Annotated in this window: 23 protein-coding genes; 5 read left to right on the top strand and 18 right to left on the bottom strand. The window is 59.4% G+C overall.

The genetic code is table 11. The features are described 5' to 3' along the window. Positions 1–10: 10 nt before the first annotated feature. A complete protein-coding gene (gene ctaD, locus H7H48_RS08430) occupies positions 11–1,618 on the bottom strand; it encodes a cytochrome c oxidase subunit I (protein ID WP_229448593.1) in 1,608 nt (535 codons plus the stop codon). 96 nt (positions 1,619–1,714) lie between these two features. Further along, a complete protein-coding gene (locus tag H7H48_RS08425) occupies positions 1,715–2,362 on the bottom strand; it encodes a 5-formyltetrahydrofolate cyclo-ligase (RefSeq protein WP_229448592.1) in 648 nt (215 codons plus the stop codon). A gap of 108 nt (positions 2,363–2,470) precedes the next feature. Between H7H48_RS08425 and H7H48_RS08420 the strand changes: the two genes are divergently transcribed. The 3 genes from H7H48_RS08420 (at position 2,471) to H7H48_RS08410 (ending at position 4,174) form a co-directional block, all read left to right on the top strand. Beyond that, positions 2,471–3,310, top strand: coding sequence for a LysR family transcriptional regulator (locus H7H48_RS08420; RefSeq protein ID WP_229448591.1), 840 nt, complete (start codon positions 2,471–2,473; stop codon positions 3,308–3,310). Positions 3,311–3,420: 110 nt separating this feature from the next. Next, positions 3,421–3,630: a DUF2945 domain-containing protein gene (locus H7H48_RS08415; protein WP_007009994.1), complete on the top strand. Its 210-nt coding sequence runs from the start codon at positions 3,421–3,423 to the stop codon at positions 3,628–3,630. Then, a complete protein-coding gene (locus H7H48_RS08410; protein WP_229448590.1) occupies positions 3,623–4,174 on the top strand; it encodes a DUF488 family protein in 552 nt (183 codons plus the stop codon). The genes H7H48_RS08415 and H7H48_RS08410 overlap by 8 nt, the downstream gene beginning before the upstream one ends. 13 nt (positions 4,175–4,187) lie before the next feature. Here the strand turns inward: H7H48_RS08410 and H7H48_RS08405 are convergent, their stop codons facing one another. From H7H48_RS08405 to folE, 3 genes are all read right to left on the bottom strand, one after another. Beyond that, positions 4,188–5,708, bottom strand: coding sequence for an FAD-dependent oxidoreductase (locus H7H48_RS08405; RefSeq protein WP_229448589.1), 1,521 nt, complete (start codon positions 5,706–5,708; stop codon positions 4,188–4,190). A gap of 64 nt (positions 5,709–5,772) precedes the next feature. Continuing rightward, complete coding sequence (locus H7H48_RS08400; RefSeq protein ID WP_007009997.1) at positions 5,773–6,480, bottom strand: RNA polymerase sigma factor; 708 nt, start codon at positions 6,478–6,480, stop codon at positions 5,773–5,775. Positions 6,481–6,603: 123 nt separating this feature from the next. Beyond that, positions 6,604–7,323 (bottom strand): GTP cyclohydrolase I, encoded by a 720-nt coding sequence (gene folE, locus H7H48_RS08395; protein WP_229448588.1) that lies wholly within the window; start codon positions 7,321–7,323, stop codon positions 6,604–6,606. 218 nt (positions 7,324–7,541) lie between these two features. On the opposite strand from folE, the gene H7H48_RS08390 reads away from it, so the two are divergent. After that, positions 7,542–7,961, top strand: coding sequence for a hypothetical protein (locus tag H7H48_RS08390; RefSeq protein ID WP_229448587.1), 420 nt, complete (start codon positions 7,542–7,544; stop codon positions 7,959–7,961). Next, positions 7,958–8,473, top strand: coding sequence for a plastocyanin/azurin family copper-binding protein (locus tag H7H48_RS08385; protein WP_229448586.1), 516 nt, complete (start codon positions 7,958–7,960; stop codon positions 8,471–8,473). Before H7H48_RS08390 ends, H7H48_RS08385 begins: the two co-directional genes overlap by 4 nt. 230 nt (positions 8,474–8,703) lie before the next feature. Here the strand turns inward: H7H48_RS08385 and H7H48_RS20150 are convergent, their stop codons facing one another. The 13 genes from H7H48_RS20150 to H7H48_RS08330 form a co-directional block, all read right to left on the bottom strand. After that, complete coding sequence (locus H7H48_RS20150; RefSeq protein WP_370633355.1) at positions 8,704–8,838, bottom strand: hypothetical protein; 135 nt, start codon at positions 8,836–8,838, stop codon at positions 8,704–8,706. Between the two features lie 34 nt (positions 8,839–8,872). Further along, the gene (locus H7H48_RS08380) at positions 8,873–9,439 is read right to left on the bottom strand and encodes an alanine racemase (protein ID WP_255663507.1); all 567 of its coding nucleotides are present in this window, start codon (positions 9,437–9,439) and stop codon (positions 8,873–8,875) included. After that, entirely contained in the window at positions 9,436–10,689 is a 1,254-nt protein-coding gene (locus H7H48_RS08375) for a D-amino acid dehydrogenase (protein WP_229448585.1), read from the bottom strand. Before H7H48_RS08375 ends, H7H48_RS08380 begins: the two co-directional genes overlap by 4 nt. Before the next feature lie 372 nt (positions 10,690–11,061). Beyond that, positions 11,062–11,193, bottom strand: a complete 132-nt coding sequence (locus H7H48_RS20085; protein ID WP_255663506.1) for a hypothetical protein — start codon at positions 11,191–11,193, stop codon at positions 11,062–11,064. 586 nt (positions 11,194–11,779) lie between these two features. Then, entirely contained in the window at positions 11,780–12,820 is a 1,041-nt protein-coding gene (locus tag H7H48_RS08370) for a LacI family DNA-binding transcriptional regulator (protein ID WP_229448584.1), read from the bottom strand. 169 nt (positions 12,821–12,989) lie between these two features. Next, positions 12,990–14,396, bottom strand: coding sequence for a neutral/alkaline non-lysosomal ceramidase N-terminal domain-containing protein (locus H7H48_RS08365; protein WP_229448583.1), 1,407 nt, complete (start codon positions 14,394–14,396; stop codon positions 12,990–12,992). 14 nt (positions 14,397–14,410) lie between these two features. Then, on the bottom strand, positions 14,411–16,138 hold the full coding sequence (locus H7H48_RS08360; protein WP_229448582.1) for an IlvD/Edd family dehydratase: 1,728 nt from the start codon (positions 16,136–16,138) through the stop codon (positions 14,411–14,413). Between the two features lie 66 nt (positions 16,139–16,204). Then, positions 16,205–17,197: an ABC transporter ATP-binding protein gene (locus H7H48_RS08355; protein WP_223021320.1), complete on the bottom strand. Its 993-nt coding sequence runs from the start codon at positions 17,195–17,197 to the stop codon at positions 16,205–16,207. Continuing rightward, a complete protein-coding gene (locus H7H48_RS08350) occupies positions 17,194–18,207 on the bottom strand; it encodes an ABC transporter ATP-binding protein (RefSeq protein ID WP_229448580.1) in 1,014 nt (337 codons plus the stop codon). The genes H7H48_RS08355 and H7H48_RS08350 overlap by 4 nt, the downstream gene beginning before the upstream one ends. Before the next feature lie 2 nt (positions 18,208–18,209). Further along, the gene (locus H7H48_RS08345; protein ID WP_229448578.1) at positions 18,210–19,103 is read right to left on the bottom strand and encodes an ABC transporter permease; all 894 of its coding nucleotides are present in this window, start codon (positions 19,101–19,103) and stop codon (positions 18,210–18,212) included. Further along, positions 19,100–20,044: an ABC transporter permease gene (locus tag H7H48_RS08340; protein WP_229448576.1), complete on the bottom strand. Its 945-nt coding sequence runs from the start codon at positions 20,042–20,044 to the stop codon at positions 19,100–19,102. The genes H7H48_RS08345 and H7H48_RS08340 overlap by 4 nt, the downstream gene beginning before the upstream one ends. Before the next feature lie 61 nt (positions 20,045–20,105). Next, positions 20,106–21,683, bottom strand: coding sequence for an ABC transporter substrate-binding protein (locus tag H7H48_RS08335; RefSeq protein ID WP_229448574.1), 1,578 nt, complete (start codon positions 21,681–21,683; stop codon positions 20,106–20,108). 101 nt (positions 21,684–21,784) lie between these two features. Beyond that, the gene (locus tag H7H48_RS08330; protein ID WP_229448572.1) at positions 21,785–22,465 is read right to left on the bottom strand and encodes an RraA family protein; all 681 of its coding nucleotides are present in this window, start codon (positions 22,463–22,465) and stop codon (positions 21,785–21,787) included. Between the last annotated feature and the right edge of the window lie 16 nt (positions 22,466–22,481).

The following is a 22,481-nucleotide window of genomic DNA, read 5'->3' as shown; positions in this document are numbered from 1 at the left end:
ATGCCTCCTGTCACATTATACGCGGGAGCGACGAAAACTGATGAAACGGTGGCGGCGAGGTCAGCGTCCATTCGAGCGTCGTCGCTCCCTCACCCCATGGATTGGCTTCAGCAAGGCACTTGCGGGAAAAGGCTTCACCTACAGCGAAAAGAAAAACCAGAAGACCTGCCGCTGAAACATAAGATCCGACCGAGGAGATATAATTCCAACCGGCGAAGGCATCGGGGTAGTCGGCATAGCGGCGTGGCATTCCGGCGAGGCCAAGAAAATGCTGCGGAAAGAAGACCAGGTTGACGCCGATGAAGGTGAGCCAGAAATGCAATCGTCCCAACGTCTCGTTCATCGTGTAACCGGTCATCTTGGGGAACCAGTAATACCAGCCCGCGAAGATGGCGAACGCTGCACCCAGTGACAGAACGTAGTGAAAATGCGCAACGACATAGTAAGTGTCGTGTAACATCCGGTCGACGCCGGGACTGGCAAGGACCACGCCGGTCACGCCTCCGATCGTGAACAGAAGAACGAAGCCGGTCGCCCACAACATCGGCACACGGAAGGTGACGGAGCCACCCCACATGGTGGCAAGCCAGGAGAAGACCTTCACGCCGGTCGGCACCGCGATCACCATTGAGGCGAAGGCGAAATAGCGTTGGCTGTCAATAGACATGCCAGAGGTGTACATGTGGTGCGCCCACACCACGAAGCCGATCACGCCTATGGCCACCATGGCGTATGCCATGCCGAGATAGCCGAAGATCGGCTTTCGGGCGAAGGTCGCAATGACGTGGCTTATAATGCCGAAGGCAGGAAGGATCATGATGTAGACTTCCGGATGTCCGAAGAACCAGAACAGATGCTGGTAAAGGACTGGATCCCCACCCCCTGCCGGATCGAAGAAAGCCGTGCCGAAATTTCGGTCGGTCAGAAGCATGGTGATGGCGCCTGCCAGCACCGGTAGCGCCAGCAGGAGCATGAATGCAGTGACCAGCATGGACCATGCAAAAAGCGGCATTTTGTGCAGCGTCATGCCCGGAGCGCGCATGTTGAAGATCGTCGTGATGAAATTGATCGCCCCAAGGATCGATGAGGCGCCCGACAGGTGGATCGACAGGATGACGAGATCGACCGCCGGCCCCGGCTGTCCGGACACGGAATAAGGCGGATACAGCGTCCAGCCGCCTCCATGGCCAAACGAACCGGGCGCACCCGGCACGAACAGCGACATGAGGAAAAGCAGGAACGAGACGACAAGAAGCCAGAACGAAATGTTGTTCATTCGCGGGAAGGCCATATCCGGCGCGCCAATCATGATCGGCACGAACCAGTTGCCGAAGCCACCGATGAGCGCCGGCATGATGACGAAAAATATCATCACGAGCCCGTGGGCGCTTACAAACACGTTGAAGGTTTCGGAGGCGGCAAATATCTGCAAGCCCGGCTCCTGCAACTCCATACGAATGGCGACCGACAAAGCAGTGCCGAGAATGCCCGCAAGGATCGAGAAGATCAGATAGAGTGTTCCGATATCCTTGTGATTGGTCGAGAATAACCAACGGCGAACGAATGGTGGAGTGTCGGCGGCTCGCTCCAACTCTTTCTCATGCGCATTCGCAAACATGTGCAGGACCCTCTTTCATGCGACAGGCACGGTGGTCTCGAGGAATTGGCGAGGACACGTCGCTTTGTCCGAAAATCGACTGCCTGTCTTCAGCGGTTAACTCGTGATGATCTCATCCATTGGTATGTCGTGAGGTTGCGGGAAAATGCTTGTCAGCGCGTAGTCGGCATAACCGACGCCTATCGTCCGCGGCTTCGCGGACATCGCCGCCAGAGTGCGGTCGAAATAACCGCCGCCATAGCCGAGCCGGTAGCTCCTTGCGTCAAAACCCACGAGTGGCGCGATGACAACATCAGGTTGCACTGCAGATCCCCCTGCTGTCACGAGAATGTTCCAGACACCCCGCTCCAGAGGATCACCGGGAGTCCATAGCCGGTATTCAAGCGGCGCCCCCTTCTCAGTGACGACCGGCAGCGCCAGCCGCCCACCACGATCGATGGCTTCGATGCCCCAGTTGCGCAGGTCCGGTTCTCCTCGTACCGGCCAATAGATGCCGATCACCTTGCCTGCGAACTGTTTGATCGTCCGATCCAACTTCCGAACGATCCCGTCGGAACAGGCTTGCCGCTCGATTTGGCTCTTTGCCATCCGAGCCGCAATCAGGAGCTTGCGCTTTTCCTTTCGCCAGCGTCGAACCTCCGTCCAGTCCTTTGAGGCAACATCTTCACCGCCACCGCTGGCGGACAGCTCATGCATGAAGCATGGCGGGGACGCATATTGCGGGGGCTTTGACGAATGCTGCATTGGCGGACTCCTCGTGAACCACGCTCAGGCTGCGCCTTTCGAAAATCAAAGGCAAACGGAATTAAATGGTGTATCAGTGCAAATAAATTGCATTTATCGGAGATCGTGATGGATATTGAACGCGCGCGAACGTTTCTGGAGATTGTGCACACTGGAAGCTTCCTGAAACCGTCGGAGCGGCTGCATGTCACCCAAACCACGGTGAGCGCACGTATCCGCACGCTCGAGGACGAACTCGGACGCAAACTCTTCATACGAAACCGGAACGGAGCGGTTCTGACATCGGCCGGCCGTGAGTTCGAACGCTTCGCACTGTCCTTTCTCCAGGTGTGGGAACGCGCTCGCCAGCAACTCAAAATTCCGGCAGGAAAGACCGGCATCATAGCTCTGGGGGGCGAACTCAGCCTGTGGAACCCCGTGCTGCTCGACTGGCTGCTATGGATGAAGCAGAACCGGCCGGAAATCGCCATTCGCGCCAATGTCGGCTTGCCGGACCAGTTGATTGAGCAATTGCGGACCGGCGTGCTCGACATCGCTGTGCTTTACGCACCGCCGATGTTGACGGGTTTCAAGGTTGAACTGATCGAGGAAGAAGAACTCGTTCTCGTGCGGACCGTGCAGAAAGCTGCGTCGGAAGAACCGCACTATGTCCATGTCGACTGGGGGCCACAGTTTGCAGCGTCACAGGCTTCGGCGACACTTTCAACAGACCCACACGGGCTGTTGGTCGGCCTAGGCCCCCTCGGCCTGAGTTACATCCTTCGCGCTGGAGGTAGCGGGTACTTTCGAAAAGGTGCTGTCAAACCACACCTGGAAACCGGCGAACTCGAACTCGTTGCAGGAGCTCCCCGCTTCACCTATCCCGCCTATGCTATCTACGCAGAGGCGGGCACGGCCCGCGCTGAATTGCCGATAGCATTGGACGGTCTCAAACAGGTGGTTCGGTGATCTGGGTTCCCGATCGCGGCCCTCGGGACGGCCACACCACTTCGCATTTGGAACGTCCTTCATCCACCACGCGTTGTTCTTGGCAATGCCCAGACGAGGAGTACAGTCCAATGGCCAGGTTCGATGTCGGTGATTCAGTGAGCTGGAATTCGGAGGCCGGACGGGTCTCCGGAAAGATCATCAAGATCCACGACAGCGACTTCGAGTACAAGGGGCACAGGCGGCGCGCATCGCCAGACGAGCCCCAGTACGAGATCAAGAGCGACAAGACCGATCATATCGCCGCTCACAAGGAATCGGCGCTTTCAAAAAATGGATGAGGCGGTCCAGTCAGAAACAGTGGCTTTCACGATCGGCCATTCGAACCGGACACTGGAAACCTTCAAGGCAATGCTTCTGGAAGCGTCAATCGACATGGTTGTCGACGTGCGCAGGTTTCCGAGATCACGGACCAATCCGTCCTATAATTCGGAGTTACTCAAGCCACAGCTCCAATCTGATGGAATCGGCTACATCCATTGCCCGCCCCTTGGCGGTCTAAGGTCCAAGGTCGCAGAAATTCCGCCTGATGAAAACGGCTTCTGGCGCAACAAGAGCTTTCACAACTACGCGGATTTCGCCCTCACCGACACGTTTCGATCAGCATTGCTCAAGCTGCTCGATCTTTGCCATGAGCGGCGATGCGCCCTCATGTGTGCAGAAGCGGTCTGGTGGCGCTGCCATCGGCGGATTATCACCGACCACCTCATTGCACGCGGCGTGAGCGTCTATCATGTCATGGACATCGGAAAGCTCACCAAGGCGCACTTGTCCGACGGCGCCGTGATCGACCCCGACCTGCGTGTTCGCTACCCAGCTCGGTAGAGGCCAGCTGGCCTCATTCGGAGGTTGGCAGGGTTCGCCTTCTGACCAGCGCCTCCACATCTCGCCCAAGGGTGGCTACGGCCAGCGTTCGCCCGCCCCTCCGGTAGCTGACGCTGGCATCGCACGCTGTAATATCGCCATCAACGGCCGCAACATCCCAGTGTTCGGCATGGCCCACATAGCGAATGGGAATGTCGTAATGTGCACTCCAGAAGAAAGGCATGTCGTCAAACGGCTTATCATCACCAAGCATGTTTGCAGCCACCACCTGACCCTGGCGCTCTGCTACCACCCAGTGTTCAATGCGCATCGTTTCTCGGTTCTGCGGCCCCGGCCAGCGCGCCACGTCACCCGCCGCGTAAATGCCGGGGGCAGACGTCTGGAGCCGTTCGTCGACGAGAATTCCATCATCGACCGACAGCCCCGCCTTCTCCGCCAGTGCGGTGCGCGGGCGTACACCTGCACCGATGACAACCAGGTCCGCATCAATCGTGTCATCTGAAGAGAGTGTCACCGCATTCGCGGAGATCGCCTTGATCGAAGTCCGCATGTGGAAAGTGACACCATGGTCTTCATGCAACCCGGCAATAAAATCTCCCAGCGCAGGCCCAAGCACCTTCTCAAGCGGACGGGCATCCTGCGTGACCACGTGCACTGTCAGTCCGCGCTGCCTGAGCGCCGCCGCCGTCTCGAGTCCTATGAAACCCGAGCCCAGCACAACGGCAGTTTTCGCTCTCTCTGCCGCATCGGCAAGGGCACGTCCGTCAGCAAAGCTGCGCAGGGTGAAGACATGCGGCAGGTCGGCACCGGGGATCGGTGGGCGAACCGGTTCCGCTCCCGTCGCGATCAGAAGGCGGTCGAACTCCAGAACACGCCCGCCCTCCAGCGCCACGCGGTGCGCCGGCACGTCGATGGAGGAAACCGTTTCGCCCAGTTGCAGATCGATGTCGTTCTTCTGGTAAAACTCATCCGGCCTGAGCGGCATCCATTCGGGCGGCGCATCTCCGGCGAGATAGTCCTTGGACAGGTTCGGCCGGTCATACGGCGCATCCTCGTCGGCGCCGAGAAGAGTGAGTGCCCCATCATAGCCTCTTCTGCGCAGCATTTCGGCGCAAGCAAATCCGGCAGCTCCAGCGCCAATGATCACGATGGCGCGCGGTTCATCCGTGTTTGCTATCACGCGCGGCGGCGGCGCCGCCTTCTCGCGAACGAAAATGCGTTGGCCATCACGCTCCACCTTCCAGCATGACAATGGGTCAAAGGCAGGAGCGGCCAGAGCCTCGCCGGTGCGCAGCGAAAAACAGGCATGATGAAGCGGACAGCGAACGGTTTCTCCGGTGATCAGTCCCTCGTCCAGCGGACCTCCGTAATGCGTGCAACTGGCATCGACCGCCAGAACCTCTTCACCAACACGTGCAAGCAGAACGGAGGCCTTCCCCACATGCCCACGCAACATCTGTCGGTCGTTGAAGTCAGCCAACGTCACCCCCTCAGTGAGGTCCGGGCCCCTATCCACGTCCTGCGTATTGCCCATGCCATGTCTCCCTTCGTATCATTCGTCCCGCAGAGCGCAGATTGTTTCCGCTCAGCAAGCAGCCCTACTCGCAAAGACCTTCCGCCCGGGCTCGAGCCAACACGCCCGCCACGATGCGATCACAGCGCTCACCGGCAAAGCTGAAGGCCTCGCCGATGGCAACGTCCATCTCCTGCGCGAGGCTTTCGCGCAGAAGGGCACGGGCACGGAAATAGCGTGTGCGGACTGTGGCTGCGGGAATGTCCAGCACCTCCGCCACCTCATCAACGCTCATGTCCTCGATTGCCCGCAGCATGAAGACGCTGCGAAATGCTTCGGGCAACACCGCGATGCGCGCCTCTATAAGAGCGCGGAGCTGGGACCGTTCGACCGAATGCTCCGGTCCACGAGCAGGTGCTTCCGTCAGTGCCGAGCGTGTGTCCTTGTCGGACGACATCATGGCTGTCTCCAATGGAATGATTTGCGCGCTTTTCCGGCGCAACCGGCCCAACGCCTCGTTGACGGTGATGCGGACCAGCCAGGTGGAAAGCTTGCTTTCGGCGCGGAAGCCCGACAGCGCGCGCCACGCCTGCATCCATGCTTCCTGCGCGACATCCTCTGCCTCACCGTCGCTGCGCACGATGCCCCGGGCCGTTCGGAACAGGAGCTGGTTGTGGCGACGCATGATCGCCTCGAAGGCGGCGCCGTCCTTTCGGGCCGCACGCCTGGCCAATTCGGTATCTGGAACATCTTCAGTGAATACAGATGCAGCCCGTTCGATGGCTTCATGCATTTGTGCCTCCTCGGAGTTGACTAACACCAGCACCCTTCATCCCGTTCCCTGGCATCGAAGGTTCACCACTGCCGAGCCAACAGAATAGACTTGTCGGACTTGATCTTGAACGTCTGATCAGGATCACTTGTCACCCCCTTTTCGCAGGTCGAGAAATTCACGCCTCAGCGCCTCGTTCTGCAAAAACGCGCCGCGCATAATGGACGTCGTCATCACCGGCTGCTCATCCTTCACGCCACGCCAGTGCATGCAGAAATGATCCGCCTCCATCACGACGGCCAGCCCTTCAGGCTGAAGACGGCTTTCGAGTTCATCGGCCAACATGATCACAGCTTCCTCCTGAATCTGCGGGCGGCTCATGATCCAGTCGCAAACGCGGGCAAACTTGGACAGACCGATCAGTTCAGCCTCCCTGCTGGGAAGGACTCCGATCCACATCTTTCCCATGATCGGGCACAGATGGTGGGAGCAGGCACTGCGCACCGTGAGCGGGCCGACGATCATCAGTTCATTCAGCTGCGAGACGTTGGGAAAGCTGGTGACGGGCGGCGCCGGGCGATACCGCCCTGCAAACACCTCATCGACAAACATCCTCGCCACCCGCCGCGCGGTGCCCACGGTGTTGTGATCATTCTCCGTGTCGATCACGAGTGCGTCGAGCACCGCATTCATCCGGTTCTCGACTTCCAGGCAAAGGTCTTCCAGCTCACCATCCTCGATGAAAGCCGCAATGTTGTCATTGGCCCGGAAGGTGTGGCCGGCATCCCTCAAACGTGCGCGAATTCGGGCAGATACCGGGACGCTGTCGCAGGTGTGATCGGGGGGGAACATCGTGTTGAGCACAATCAAACTCCTTCTTGCGGCAAGACGGCCGCTCGGCGGGATGGGGCAATCGCTCCATTCGACCATTGGATGCGCGGACCCGGCGCTGCGTTCCCGAAACGTCGTAGAATTTTTATTCGGCCAGGGCGGCTCAATTTCGGGAACGTTTTGCAGCGGCGCGCATCCAATGGATCGAGCACCCTCCAAAGGGCCTCCATCCAACAGGAAAGGACAACCCCATGAAATTTCTGCATATACTGTTTACCACCGTATCGCTTCTTGCAGCAGCTCCAGCAGTCGCGCATGACGAGGAAACCCTGAAGGAAGCACCGCCCGGAGAACCTTACGTCAAAGTCAGCGATGCTTTACCCCTGCCGGAGTTTATCCCAAGTCTCGGCACGCTGTTCGTCGATCCCGAAACCCTGCCCGCCGGCCCGTTCCTGGCCTATGATCACGATGGCAAACTATCCGCCACAGTCTACATGACGCCCCTCGAAGAACTGCAGAATGGTACCGCCTATGACGGGCTGAGCATTGGCTCGCACACGGTGAGTGGCGTCGACATCTACTACAATGCCGGCCATCCGGGCGTGGACAAGCCACACGCGCATGTCGTTCTTTACCATGACGCTGACGCCAAGGGACGTCTGGCAGAATGATCACCCCGCGTCGACAATTCCTTGCAATGGGAGGCGGCCTTGGCGCCGCATTCCTCTTTTCGCCTTCGCTCAAGGCTGCACCTGCCGTGACAATAGAAATGCGCGGCACGTCGCGCGGCGAGCGCATCTGGTTCACACCTGTCGGACTTGCTGTCTCGCCTGGCACGGCCCTGCGGTTCATCAACCGGGATAACGGCAATAGCCATACCGCCACAGCCTATCACCCGGCAAATTACGACCGTTCGCGCCGCATACCCTCCAATGCGGAGCCTTGGGATACCGGGTTTCTCCTGCCGGGAGAAAGCGCAGAGATCGTTCTCAAGGTACCGGGTGTCTATGATTATTACTGTGTCCCGCACGAGATGGCGGCAATGGTCGGTCGGATCGTCGTGGGAAAGCCGAGCGACGCCGGCTGGGAAGGAACGACGCCGGCAGAAAGCGATATCACGATTGAGGTGATGTCGGCCCTGCCGTCAGTCGAGGACATCTTAGCCCGCGGGCGGATTGACTAGATCACTCGGAATCTTCGACATCCTCGCAAGCGGTGAGCACACGCCGAAATTCAGCGGCTAGTGCGGATGGCGGCCAGCGTTCCATTCTGAAACCAGCCAGCCTGCTCTGAACGTCAGCCCGCTTCGTCGAATCCAACTACAGGATCTACGCCGATGTGTATAAGAATTTCGCCGTCTTTGGCCAGAACGACAATGTAACACACGCCCCTTTCCAGCTTCTTGCTGGAGGATTATAGCTGAAGGACGCGCACGGACAGCCTCACGACTTGACGCATCGGATTTGGCGCCCCGGGAGCCGGGTTGATCCCGTAGAGCGCGGCTCCCGGTCTCACAAGGTCACTGTGGAATCCCTTGCCAAGGAAGATACCCGACGAGTTCGCGAGGGAGGACCGAGCGGAGCTAGGCGAACTCGCGCCGCTGACTTTGGTTGGCGCGATGCGTCGGCTCGTTGGCGCAGGCGAGATGGCTCATGATCAGCTCCACTGAAAGCCCCTCCATGAGGGCGGGATCGTCTACCAGCATGGCGACGTCGCCCGGCGACAGTCCGAGGCGAGACATACCCGTGTCGAGATGGAGTGCGACAGGCACGCCGCGTCCCGCTTCGCAGGCGCGACTTCGCCAGGCAGCGAGCTCTCTTGCCGTGTCGACGACCGGGATCAAGACCGATCGCAGGAACTCGTTCTTGGCACCCGGAGGAGTGCCGTTCAGAACGACGACGCGGGAGCTGAAACCGATCGCCTCCCTGAGATCAAGTCCCTCTTCGAGATGGGCGACGAAGAAGGCTTTGCACCCTGCCGCCTGAAGCGCGGCCGCGACTTCGGGCGCTCCGAGTCCGTAGGCGTCCGCCTTCATGACAGCGGCACACTCGGCGGGCTCCGCCAGTTTCGACAGCAGCCGCCAGTTGGAAACGATCGCCTCAAGATCGATCGTAAGGATGGCGCCCGCCCGCATCGCCTGCGCGCTCATGACCGATACCGCGCTGGCCCGAGGTCTGAGACGTCGATATCGGGAATTTTGCCCGAAATGAGGTCCGCCAGGACTCGTCCCGAGCCGCAGGCCATCGTCCATCCGAGGGTTCCATGCCCTGTGTTCACGTAGAGGCCGGCCACCGATGTGGCCCCCACGATCGGCGGACCGTCCGGGGTCATCGGCCTGAGGCCGCACCAGAAGGATGCGTCCGCGGCGCTGCCCGACCCTTGAAACAGGTCCATGACCGAATGCTCCAGCGGCGCGCGACGCGAACTCGGCAACGAGAGGTCGAAGCCCGATATCTCGGCAGTGCCGCCGACGCGGATGCGGTCGCCCAGACGCGTGATGGCGATCTTGTAGGTCTCGTCCATCACCGTCGATACGGGCGCGGCCGCTTCATCGATTATGGGCATGGTAAGCGAGTAACCCTTGACCGGGTAGACAGGGACATGGATGCCCACAGGAGCGAGAAGTCGGGGGGAGTGGCTTCCTGCGGCGACGACGACGACTTCTGCTGGAAGCAACCCGTCCGAAGTCAGGACTCCTGAAACTCTGCCGCCTTCTTGGACGAGTCCTTCAACCGAGACGCCAAAACGAAAGTCGACCGCGGCAGAGGCGAGAGCCGCCAGCTTATCGGTGAAGACGCGGCAGTCCCCCGTCTCATCGCCAGGAAGCTGCAAGCCGCCGACGAACTTCTCGGTTACCCGCGCGAGCGCCGGTTCGGCAGTGACGCAGCCGCGGCGATCAAGGACGTTGAACTCGACGCCGAACTGCTTCAGGACCTCGATATCTCCGCTCGTTCCATCGAGCTGCTTCTGGGTCCGGAACAGTTGCAGGGTGCCGCGCACCCGCTCGTCGTATGCGATACCTGTCCCGGCCCGCAGTTCCCGCAGGCAGTCACGGCTATACTCCGCGATCGGCACCATGCGCGCCTTGTTCACGGCGTATCGCCGCGACGTGCAGTTGGCGAGCATCTGCAACAACCACGACCACATCGCCGGATCGAGCCGGGGACGGATGGCGAGAGGGCCGTGCTTCATCAGGAGCCACTTGAGCGCCTTCAACGGCACTCCCGGACCTGCCCAAGGAGACGAATAGCCCGGCGACACTTCTCCGGCATTGGCATAGCTGGTCTCCAGCGCGGGACCCGACTGCCGGTCGAGGACGGTGACTTCGTGTCCGGCGCGCGCCAGATACCATGCGGAGGTCACGCCGATGACCCCGCTGCCTACGATCAGGATCCTCATGTCCGCCTCCCGCGGACAACAATATCGGAAGCCACGCACAAGCGGCTGGGAAGTCTGTCGATCATCATGCATCTCCACCGGGCCAGCGGTTGCGGACCCGGAAATCAGAACCGAATTTGTGACTTGGTTGGATTTCCGGCCCCCGGTCGACGGCCTTGCGGCCGCGCCAGGGCTAGATGCATGCGATAAGACTGCCCGCGTGGTTCATGAACCGGATGCGGGTCCGCGACGATGTCCTGTCCATTCGAGAATTAGGCACGTTACGAACTCAATCGTTTTCCAAGCCGCACAATAGCGCAGCCCGCACAGCTTGCAATGACCAGGCGGCTTAGACCAGTGAATCAAGACGCAATTCCCCGCATTGCTACGGTTTCAGAACAGCAAAACGAACACAGCCATCAACGAGACTGCCAAAGCGATCATGCTCGGAATCATCACCGCCGCGCCAGAGCCGAACGCCAGCGCCGCCACCCAATCGAACTTCCTTCCGGTATGCTCGCGCATCATTCCCTCTGTGGTTTGAGTTCGAGGACGAAGGGTAGGCGCCGATTTCACGAATGGTGTGCTCACCGTAGCTTGACCAAAAACCGAATGCGCTCATGCAAAGAATAAGCGAACTACGATCAGCGGCGATGGATGAATATGCCTACCGCGCGAAGGTTTCGCCGCCCCATACAAGTTGGCTGCAAACACTGATCGAGAATAGCGCCGTTTGCCGACGCCAAACTGATCAAACACACTGCGTGACTATGCCGCCAGAACCCTGGAGTATAATCGAAGCCTGTAGCGTATATCCGGTAGGTGTGGGGATTGGCGGTAACCCTCCTCCGCTACCAGTTCATGCAGGGGGGCCACTCCGACCCGCCGAGCGGTATTAACCGGCCCCAAGAAGCAATTGTCTCTCACTGTGCGCTACGTATCGAGAAGATGTGCCTCTGATACCCAAGGCCGCGACTTCCTAGCTATTTAGCCAAGCAGAACGTTATTCTTTCTTGGTTCGTATGGATTCCTTCACCTTTTTCCTTCTCGGAAAGCAACTCAAACCACTCTCTATAAGAGCCAACAAATATCGTCGGGCATGTATTTCAGATCAGCCGATGGAGCCGCCCTCGACGATACTTACTGGCATCAGAAGATGCTGAGCCTCGCCCCCATCTCCATTGAGCAGGTCGATCAACATCTTGCTAACCTCCTGGCCGATTTCGTAAGCAGGCGAGGAAACGCTGCACAGGGTGGGCTTGGAGAATTTCTGGAAAAGGAAGGCGTTATAGCCGGTCACCATCAGTTCCGCCGGCACGGAAAGACCGCATCGCTCCGCAGCCTGCATCGCCGCAAGGCCAAGCTGGTCGTTGCCACCCATAACGGCGTCGGTGTTAGGATGACTTCGCAACCAGGCTTCGATCTGGCGGATGGACAATTCGAAATCATCTTCGCTGCACGACAGGTGATCGATATGTGCCCGCTTTCCCGCAGCGGCAACGGCGGCGGCTGCCCGTCTCTCCATAGCCGGCCAGACCTGGCGGGAAGCGGCAAACAAAATTCGCTTGGCTCGCTTGCTGATCAGGCGCTCGACAAGCATCCCCGCCCCTACACCATCATCCTGACAGACCGAAGAGACTTCAGGCAGATCAGATGGTGGAGCGTCCTGGATGACGACCATCGGCAGCTTGAGCTGTGCGAGTTTTTTATAGACCTGCACCCTCTGCTCACGCTCACCTGAGACCATCACCGCAAAACCGTCATAGCCGAAGCTGCGCTCCATCAACGTGTCGAGAGCTTCGAGGTTGCGCAACCCGTTCACCATGAGGCTGTAGCCGATGGTGGCGAGATAATTGCTCATCCCCGCTGCAACCTGGGTGATGTATGGATCGTCGAGAAAACGCCGATCAGGATGCAATACCGTCAGTCCAAGCGCGAATTCCTTTTGCAGCCGCAAGCTGCGGCCACTGCGCTGAGGGCGATAATTGAGTTCGCGGATAGCTTCGCGCACCCGCGCGGCCACCTCGTCGCCGACACGCGCCATGCGTCCATTGATGACATTGGAGACCGTCATCACGGAGACATTGGCGAGTTTTGCCACGTCCTTAAGGCTCGGTTTTGACGACCGCCCCACGGCGGACTTCTTGGCCATATCGCGTTCGACCCAATTGCCCCGTCACAGCGGCCCTACAAGCTGCTGTGATTGATATACGCCGAATTGCGGCCTGGCGGGTCTGGAGACTGTGGACAACTGAAAGCTTCAGCAACGGTAAATGCGTTTATTTGCTCTCTCGGATGCCACTCTAGGCACTTCAGCGCCTTCACTCCGTGTAAAGTGCTTTCACCAGTTCGATCGCAGATTGCCGGAAAACCGCTTCTGCATCCTTCGAAACATAGCAGGCAAGCTCCACCTCATAGCCGCCTTCAGCATAGCAATCGGCAGGTGGCAAATACCCCTCGGTCCCGTTTGTATACCCTCCTACGAAAGTCATCCCGAAGGGCGACGCCTCCCGGATGGCTAGTCCCGTGGCAGAAAAGATCTCCATCGGAGCCGACACCAGAACCGCATCGCCGATGCGCAGGGCGCGTATCGGAATGGGCACCGTCGAAACGCCCTGAACGCGCCGGGCCATGACGAGCATGATATCGTCGCGCCGTGCCCGGAAATGAATATCGGCAAGCGTGTCATGGTCCACGCCTTCATTCTTCAACGCGTGGAGCTCCGCCTTCGTCGCGGCCGCGCGTTCTTCAAGAACGTCGATGGACTCGAACGGCTTGACGGGCAGCTCGGCCACGGCTTCGGCAACGCGGATTGTCGCGGGGTTGTCGGCAAGCACCGTCTTCTTTTGAACGCCGAGCGGAGCACCCGATTCCACCACATGGCTGTATTCCGTGCGGTAGTTCATCGGAGACATCGCGGTGAGCGTGGCGGCTGCATCTGCCGCGATCCGGTTGCCGATCCGCTCGGCAAGCCGGACATCGCCGCTCAGGGCCTCGAACGGGATTTGATCACCCGCACTGCCTTGCAGGAACAGACAGATACCGCCGACGAGCTTCTCGACACCTTCTTTCAGAGCTCCCGGAAACTCGGCGCTGATCGCCGTATTCTGGTGAGCGAGCACGATTGGATGCGTGCCGTAACCCACCACGCTTGCGATCGTATTGCCGTCGAGATCGTCGAAACGCAGGAGCGCTATCGTGGTGTCGCGCAACCCGCCCTGATGCGGGCTGACCACCATCCGTCCCTCCGGCGTGGAGAAACGCCGGTTCAGTGTGACCTCGCTTGTGCCATAACCAGAGGCGATGCGCGCCGGCTGCAGGCTTTCCACCGCCGTGCGGCAAGCTGAAAGAACAGCGTTCCGGCACTTTTCGCGCCATGATGGCATCAGCTTCATTCCGGGCATGTCCGGCGACAGACCATTGGTCGTCTCCGCATCCCAGACGGGGGCGCTGTGTGTGTGCGTTGCCCCTATCGAAACGTGAGCAGCCGGAACGCCGGTTTCACGCTCGATTTCCGAACGCAGTTCATCACAGACACGTGTGGGCAATCCCGTCAGATCGAGATCGCAGACCAGAATTTTCGTTCCGTCGTTTTCAAGGCAAAGTGCTGTCGCATGCAGCGGCAGGTGAATGCTCTCGGCCAGATCAACGGTACGCGCCCCCCACAGGATATGAGGGATGCCCACCGGCGGCGTCATGTCCGCGCGGCCCACTCCACAATTCAACAAGGTTCCCTCCTTCATCATACGTAATCCCGCGCCACCGCGGCCCCGCGCCGACCCTTGAGAAGCTCGAAATCGCACCCTTCATCCGCCTGCAAGATGTGATCGGAAAACATCCGCTCGAACCCGCTGGCGGGCGGCGCGGCCGGCACCCAATCTGCCTTACGACGGGCAAGCTCCTCGTCCGGCACTTCAAGCACTATGGAGTTTGTCAATGCATCAATGGAAATCATGTCACCGTTTTCCACCAGCGCGAGGGGGCCGCCGATAGCCGCCTCCGGTGATACATGGAGGATGACCGTGCCATAGGCCGTGCCGCTCATTCGCGCATCGGATATGCGCACCATGTCAGACACGCCTTTCTGAAGCAGCTTGCGGGGCAGCCCCATGTTCCCCACCTCCGGCATGCCCGGATACCCGCGCGGGCCGCAATTCTTCAGCACAAGAACGCTGGTTTCGTCGACGTCGAGTGCGGGATCATCGATCCTTGCGTGGTAGTCATCGATGTCCTCGAACACCACCGCCGCGCCGCGGTGCGTCATCAACGACGCTGTCGCGGCCGAAGGCTTCATAATCGCCCCATTGGGAGCCAGATTGCCTCGCAGCACCACGATCCCCCCATCCGCGGTAAGCGGTTCGGAAAAGGGACGAATGACCTGTTCATTGAGCACCCGGATCGCGCTGTTGTTCTCGGCAATCGTACGGCCATTCACCGTGAGGCAATCCGCGTGAAGACGCTCCGCATCGAGAAGCCTTCTGAGCACTGCCTGCATGCCCCCGGCATTGAAGAAGTCTTCCATCAGAAAGCGGCCCGAAGGCATCAGATCGACAATGGTCGGAATGTTGCGGCCAATGCGGTTCCAGTCATCGAGCGAGAATGGCACCTCGACCCGCCCCGCCAATGCCTGCAAATGGATAACCGCATTGGTCGATCCACCGATTGCAGCGTTTGCGCAGATTGCATTTTCGAACGCCTTGCGCGTCAGGATTTGCGACATGCCCAGTCCCTGGTGAACCATCTCGACAATGCGCCTGCCGCTCATGAACGCCAGCACGCGCCGCCGCGCATCCACAGAAGGGATGGCCGCGTTTCCTGGAAGCGTGATCCCCATTGCTTCCGAAAGGCAGGCCATCGTGGAGGCAGTGCCCATCGTGTTGCAGGTGCCGGGCGACCGGCTCATGGCGGCCTCCGCCGCCGAAAACTGGTCTGGCGAGATCGTTCCGGCCCGCATCTCCTCGCTGAGACGCCAGACGTCCGTCCCCGATCCCAGGACCTCTCCGTTGAAACTGCCGCTCAGCATGGGGCCGGCAGAAACCAGCAGTGTCGGCAGGTTGCAACTCGCCGCCCCCATTAGAAGAGCCGGTGTGGTCTTGTCGCAGCCCGCCAAAAGAACCACCCCGTCAATGGGATTCGCGCGAATGCTTTCTTCCACCTCGATCGCCGCCAGGTTGCGGAACATCATGGCGGTCGGGCGCATATTTGATTCACCCAGCGACATCACCGGGAATTCGACGGGAAAACCGCCTGCCTCGAAGATGCCGCGCCGAACATGTTCGGCCAAATCGCGCAGTTGACCGTTACAAGGGGTCAGTTCCGACCATGAATTGCAGATGCCGATGACAGGCCTGCCGTCGAAAAGATGCTGAGGAAAGCCTTGGTTTTTCATCCAGCTTCGGTGAATGAAGGCTCCCTTTTCATGCCCTCCAAACCATTCGGTGGAACGCAACGGATCTTTTTTGCTGGTCATTTCGTTTCTCGCGAGATTGGCGCAATGGCCCTGATGATCTTCCGGTCATGACAGCGGAATTTGTTTTCAGGCTGCGACGGCCTGCAATTCCTCTGCAAAATGACACGCTACCTGATGGCGCTCGCCCAACTCCCTGAGCGCCGGCGCCTCTCTTCGGCAAACGTCTTGTGCGAAAGGACAGCGTTGGCTGAAGCGGCATCCCGGAGGCGGGTTGAGAGCGCTGGATACCTCACCGCCAAGGCGCGCACGCTTGCCTCGGAGACGTGGATGGGCAACCGGAATCGCCTCCAGAAGCGCCTTTGTATAGGGATGACGTGGAGAGGCGTAGAGCGCATCCTTTCCCGCGATCTCCACCACCTCACCCAGATACATGACGGCAACCCGGTCCGAGATATGTCGCACGACCGAAAGATCATGCGCGATGAACAGGTAGGAAAGGTTGAATTCCTCCTGAAGATCCTGCAGCAGATTGATGACCTGCGCCTGCACCGAGACATCCAGCGCCGAGACCGCCTCGTCGCAGACGATGAAGCGCGGGTCTGCCGCAAGAGCGCGCGCGATACCGATCCGCTGCCGCTGCCCGCCCGAAAATTCATGCGGGTAACGCGTGATATGCGCCGCATTGAGCCCCACCCGCTCAAGCAGCATACGGGCACGGTCGCGCATGTCATGTCGCGTCATGCCTCCCTGCACATAGAGCGGCTCGGTGATAATGTCTTCGACCGTCATACGGGGGTTGAGGGAACTGAACGGATCCTGGAAGACGATCTGAATCGACTTGCGGATGGCCTTGAGTTCACCGGCATCAAGCTTCAAGAGGTCCCTCCCCTCGAAAAGGACCTCCCCGCGGTCCGGTTCGATAAGACGCAGAAGCAGCCGCCCGGTCGTGGATTTTCCGCAACCGGATTCTCCAACGAGCCCGAGCGTTTCTCCCTCGCCGATATCGAAACTCACCCGATTGACCGCTTGCACTGTGCCAACGGTCGTGCCCCTGAAAGGGCTGCGGATGGTGAAATATTTGGAAAGATCCCGAACGGATAGAAGCGGTGCTTTGCTCATACCTCGGCTCCCTCTGGTTGTGCTGCCGAGACGACGAGTTCATCCGCCCGGATACAGGCAGAAGCATGTTCCTTTCCTATAGCGATCATTGGCGGTCTACCGGCCACGCAGTCCGGTTGTGCGAGGTCACAGCGCGGCGCGAAACGACAGCCGGGTGGCAGCGCGCTAAGGCTTGGGAGCGTACCCGGTATGGTGGTCAATCGACGGGAATTTCCGGTCAGTTCCGGCGTACACTGCATGAGACCTTTCGTGTAGGGATGCCCCGGCCTGTCGAATATCTCCGTGACCGGGCCCTGTTCCGCGATTCGGCCGGAATACATCACCACCACCTTGTCGGCGCATTCAGCAATGACCCCCATGCTGTGCGTGATCAGCACGATCGCCATCTTTGTCTCGGCCTGGATTTCCAGAAGAAGGTCGAGGAGCTGGGCCTGGATGGTCACGTCGAGCGCCGTGGTGGGCTCATCGGCAAGAAGCAGCTTGGGAGAGCAAGACAGTGCTATGGCGATCATGACGCGTTGCCGCATACCGCCCGAAAGCTGATGCGGATAATCATTCATGCGTTGCACAGGCGACGGAATGCCGACCTTGGTTAGAAGCTCCACCCCCCGGTCGAAGGCTGCACGGTAGCTGATGCGTTCGTGAATACGGATCGGCTCGATGAGCTGATCGCCGATCTTCAGAACCGGATTGAGCGAGCTCATCGGTTCTTGAAAGATCATACCGATGGAGCCCCCGCGCAACCGCCGCAACTCCCGCTCGGAAGCGTGCGCAAGGTCGCGACCATCGAACATGATCCGCTCTGCTGTAACGTGCGATGTAGTCTTCGGCAAAAGCCCCATTACGGCGAGCGCAGTGACGCTCTTGCCGGAGCCGCTCTCGCCGATAAGGCCAACGATCTCGCCTTCGTTCACGTCGAAGCTGACATCATCCACCGCGACCACCTCACCATCGTCGCTCGTGAACGTGGTGCGCAGTCCCTCAACGCGCAGAATTGGATTTCTTTGCATCGTCAGTGCTCCATCTTCACGCGAGGGTCGAGAACGTCCCGCAAGCCGTCCCCCAGAAGGTTCAGGCCAAGCACCGTGATGGCGATCGCCATACCCGGGATGATGGTCATCCAGGGCGCTTCTCGGATGTAGCTGCGGCCTTCGGAGATCATGATGCCCCAACTGGGATCGGTGGGCGCCGCCCCGAGCCCGAGAAAACTCAGCACTGCTTCCGAGAGAATCGCATAGGCGAAGACGAAGCTGAGCTGCACCACCAGAGGTGCCATGCAGTTGGGCAGGATATGACGCCGTAAGATATGGAAGTCGCCCGCACCCGCCGCTCGCGCCGCATTGACGAATTCGAGCTCGTTCACCTGCAGAACCGAAGCGCGCAGGATACGCGCCGTGCGTGGAATATAGACGACCGCCAGCGAGATCACCGCCGTCATGGCCGACGCTCCCATCGCCGCGGCAATTCCGATGGCAAGCAGCACCGACGGAAAGGCCATGAGCGCATCCGAAAGACGCATGAGAATACCGTCTAGACGCCGGAAGTAACCCGCAAGCGCCCCAAGAAGCACACCGAACACGGCATTGAGGAGAACCACGCCCAGACCGATGGCAAGGCTCAGACGCGCGCCCCACGCCACCCGACTGAAAAGGTCACGGCCCAGATTGTCTGTGCCGAGAAGGAATTCGAGCGACGGCGGCTGGAAACGTGAACGGATGGCCATCTTGTTCGGATCGACCGATGAGATTATCGGAGCGAAAATGGCTATGGCCGTCACGAAAAGACACAACCACAACCCGATCATGAAGGATCGATGCCGGATGAGGCGGCGCACACGCCGCCCTCCAAGGAACCGACGCAGGGAAGTCAGCGCGCTCGGATTGTTGGAGATTTCGAGATGGCTCATTGGACGCGCACCCTTGGATCGAGCCAGGCATAGAGCACATCGACAACGATGTTCAGGATCAGAAGAACCGCCGCCACGAAAATGAGACCTCCCTGGATCATGGGATAATCCCGTCCAAGGATCGCATTACCGAGGAGCGCTCCGATCCCCGGCACCGCGAAAATCGTTTCAACAATTACCGAACCGGAAAGAAGCACCGAGAGGATCATTCCGAGCACGGTAACGACAGGGATCAGCACATTGCTCATCGCGTGCTTGATGATCACCCGTGGCTCGCTCGCGCCCTTGGCGCGGGCCGTGCGAATATAATCCTGGCCCAGCACTTCCAACATGGTAGAGCGGGTCAGACGGGCGAGAAGTCCGATCTGCATCATCGCCAGCGAAAGCGCCGGCATGGTTGCGGCGAGAAACCAGCCAACCGGGTCTTCAAAGAAAGGCACATAGCCGCCCGTTGGCAGCCAACCAAGATGCACCGAAAACAGGACAATCATCACAAGTCCCAGCCAGAAATTGGGGACGGAAACCCCGATCAGTGCAAAGGTCATCGCTGCCTGATCGATCCAGCGATTGTGTTTCATCGCTGCAATGACCCCGATTGAAAGCCCGAGGATGACCGTCAGTGCGAGCGAATAGAGCGCGAGCGAAATGCTGATGGGAGATCGCTCCAGTACCACCTTCAGGACCGGCTCGCCCAGAATAATGGAGTAGCCGAGATCGCCCTGGAACAGGTTTCCGTAAAAGATCATGATCTGCGACAGAAGGGATTTGTCGAGCCCCAGTGTCTGCCGCAGTTTGATGAGTTCGTCAGGCGTGGCGTTGGGGCCCGCCAGAACGGCGGCGGGATCCCCGGGTACCAGTTGCATGATCCCGAAGGAGATCAGGCTGACGAGCAGAAGAATCGGCACGGCCTGGGCTATGCGCCTCAGCGTGTAAGCAAGCATGTGACCTCCAAACGTTTCCGTGCCGGTTCATACATGACGGAACATGGGTCGGAATGGCTGGCTATTCGGCCAACCAGACGTTAGAAACCCGCGTGTTGAAGAATGGCACATAGCCCTTCACATTGGCACGCGTCGCCTGGTTCTTCGGCGTCACGCCGAAGGGAATCGCCATCACTTGCTCGAACACTCGCTCCTGAGCCTTAGCGAAAGCGGCTTTGCGCTCTTCCAAATCAGGACTCGTGCTCAAAATCTGAAATTGCTTCATGAACTCGGCGTCGGACTTGTTGTCCTTCGGCTTGTGCACATTGGACGGATCGGCAAGGTTGCGCAGCGACTGGGCGCCGCCCTGAGCGGTGACCGTGATCCAGCCCGTGAAGAAGAAGTTCCAGCCTTCCGTCTCGTTCACGCTCATGCCAAGCGCAGTAGGCCAGTCCAGAACCACCAGTTCGGCATTGATGCCCACCGCTTTCAACTGCTCTGACATGACAACCGCAGCTGTGTAGAGGCGAGGAATATCCCGTGTCGTCAAAAGTTTGACTGCCTCGCCATTGTAGCCAGCCTCCTTGAGCAAGGCTTTGGCCTTCTCCGGGTCGTTCTGATTGTAATACTGGCTGCCGGCCTCTGTATAATAGGTCTGGCCGGGAAACTGGAATGACGGGTTGAGGCTGTAGGAACCATCGCTCATCGCATCCATGATTTCATCGAGATTCATGGCTGCCTGAATCGCCTGTCGGACCTTCAGATTGTCCGTCGGCGGCTCGGAGAGGTTCGGATAGTTCAGCCAGAGGGCAGCATGTTTGAGCTGTGTCTGGACGATGTCCTCATTGCCGACAAGGCGCTCCTTGGAGAGCGTCGGCACATCCTCGACAATATGCACTTCGCCCGTTTCGAGAGCGGCAAGCCGGGCGCCAGGTTCGGCGAGTGTGCGAAAGGTGACGGTGTCGACACAGGCCTGCTTGCGGCCGGCAAAGCCCGACATGGCGTCAAGCGTTTCGTTGGGCTTGTAATCCTCGTAACGCTTCAGCTTTACATGGCTGTCGGCCACGAACTCCTCAAGCTGGAAAGGTCCAGTGCCAATGGGCTCCAGCCGGGTCGCCTCCGCACTCGCCTGTTCCGAGGGGACGATGACGATCGGCACTGTCGATGCCGAAATGCTCTCCAGGAAGCTTGCCTGCGGTTCCTTTAGAAAGATCACAAAGGTCGCATCGTCCGGTGTTTCCCAGCGATCGACACTGCCAAGCGCGGAACGATCGACGCCAATGCGGTTGTATCGGTCGAAGGAGGCAGCCACATCCGCCGAGGTCAGCGGCTTGCCATTGTGAAACTTCACACCAGGGCGAAGCTTGAAGGTGTAGGACAGCTTGTCCTCGCTGACGTCGAGGGATTCTGCAAGATCAAGGATTGGCGCCATATTTTCATCGCGCGTCATCAGCGTTTCGAAAATGTTCATGGCGACATTGCGCGTCGCATTGGCTGCGTTCACATGCTGATCGAGCGTCCCGAGTTTGGCCTCCATACCCAAAACCAGGTCGCCCCCCACTTGACCGCAAAGTTCAGCATGAGCCGGCCCGGCAGCGACCGCCATTGCGCCTGCAACCAGCAGGCCACGCAACCGGTTTTTTGAGTTTCTGTGCGTCATTTCACTCTACCCCTCTGTTTTTCTTGTCAGCATTCCCCCGAAAGCACGCTTCGCGCCGCGTCCGAGAGTTTCGCTTTATGGCAAGTGCGAGTCACGACGACTTACAGGATGCCATATTTCGCGAACACGGTTGCGAGGCGTTCTCCCGCCTCGAGATCGGCCAGTGTATTGCGCTCGCCGCGCAGACGTTCCTGCGCAACCTCAAGAACCTTGGCCTCTATTTCCTGCGGCACGACAATGACACCATCGGCATCGCCGAAGACGAGATCGCCGCTATTGACCTTCACACCGGAGCACTCGATCCCGACGTCAAGCGCCGCGACCTTGCCGCGCCCCTTGCAATCCAGCGGCGCAATGCCGCCGTGGAAAACGGGAAAGCCCGCGGCGAGAATTTCACGCGTGTCGCGCACCAGACCGTCCATAACCGCCCCTGCTGAGCCACGAAACTTTGCCGCTGTGCTCAAAAGCCCACCCCATGGCGCCATGCGCCCCGAGGTTCCGCATGCAAAAACCGGAATCTCATCTACCTTCAAATCGTCCACGAGCTTGATTTCGAGCTCATAGGGGTTTTCACCCGGTGCAGGACGTTCATAGACATCCATGCAAAGCGCCGTGCGCGCCCTTCCCACCATCACCAAAGAACTATCGAGCGGGCGGATCGTGTGATGCATGGCCTGGTTCATGTAACCGAGATCGTCCAGAACATCGGAGAGAAGAGCAGTGAAGAAGCGTTCCCTGAGTTCGATCAGGGACGGCTGCGGTTCGGTTTCCAGGGTGGCCATCGGTGCGGTCGCCTTC

Source organism: Nitratireductor sp. B36, assembly GCF_020833685.1.
Taxonomy (GTDB): Bacteria; Pseudomonadota; Alphaproteobacteria; order Rhizobiales; family Rhizobiaceae; genus Nitratireductor.
The sequence above is the reverse complement of the archived record's forward strand: the minus strand, read 5'-3'. Positions and strand labels throughout refer to the sequence as shown.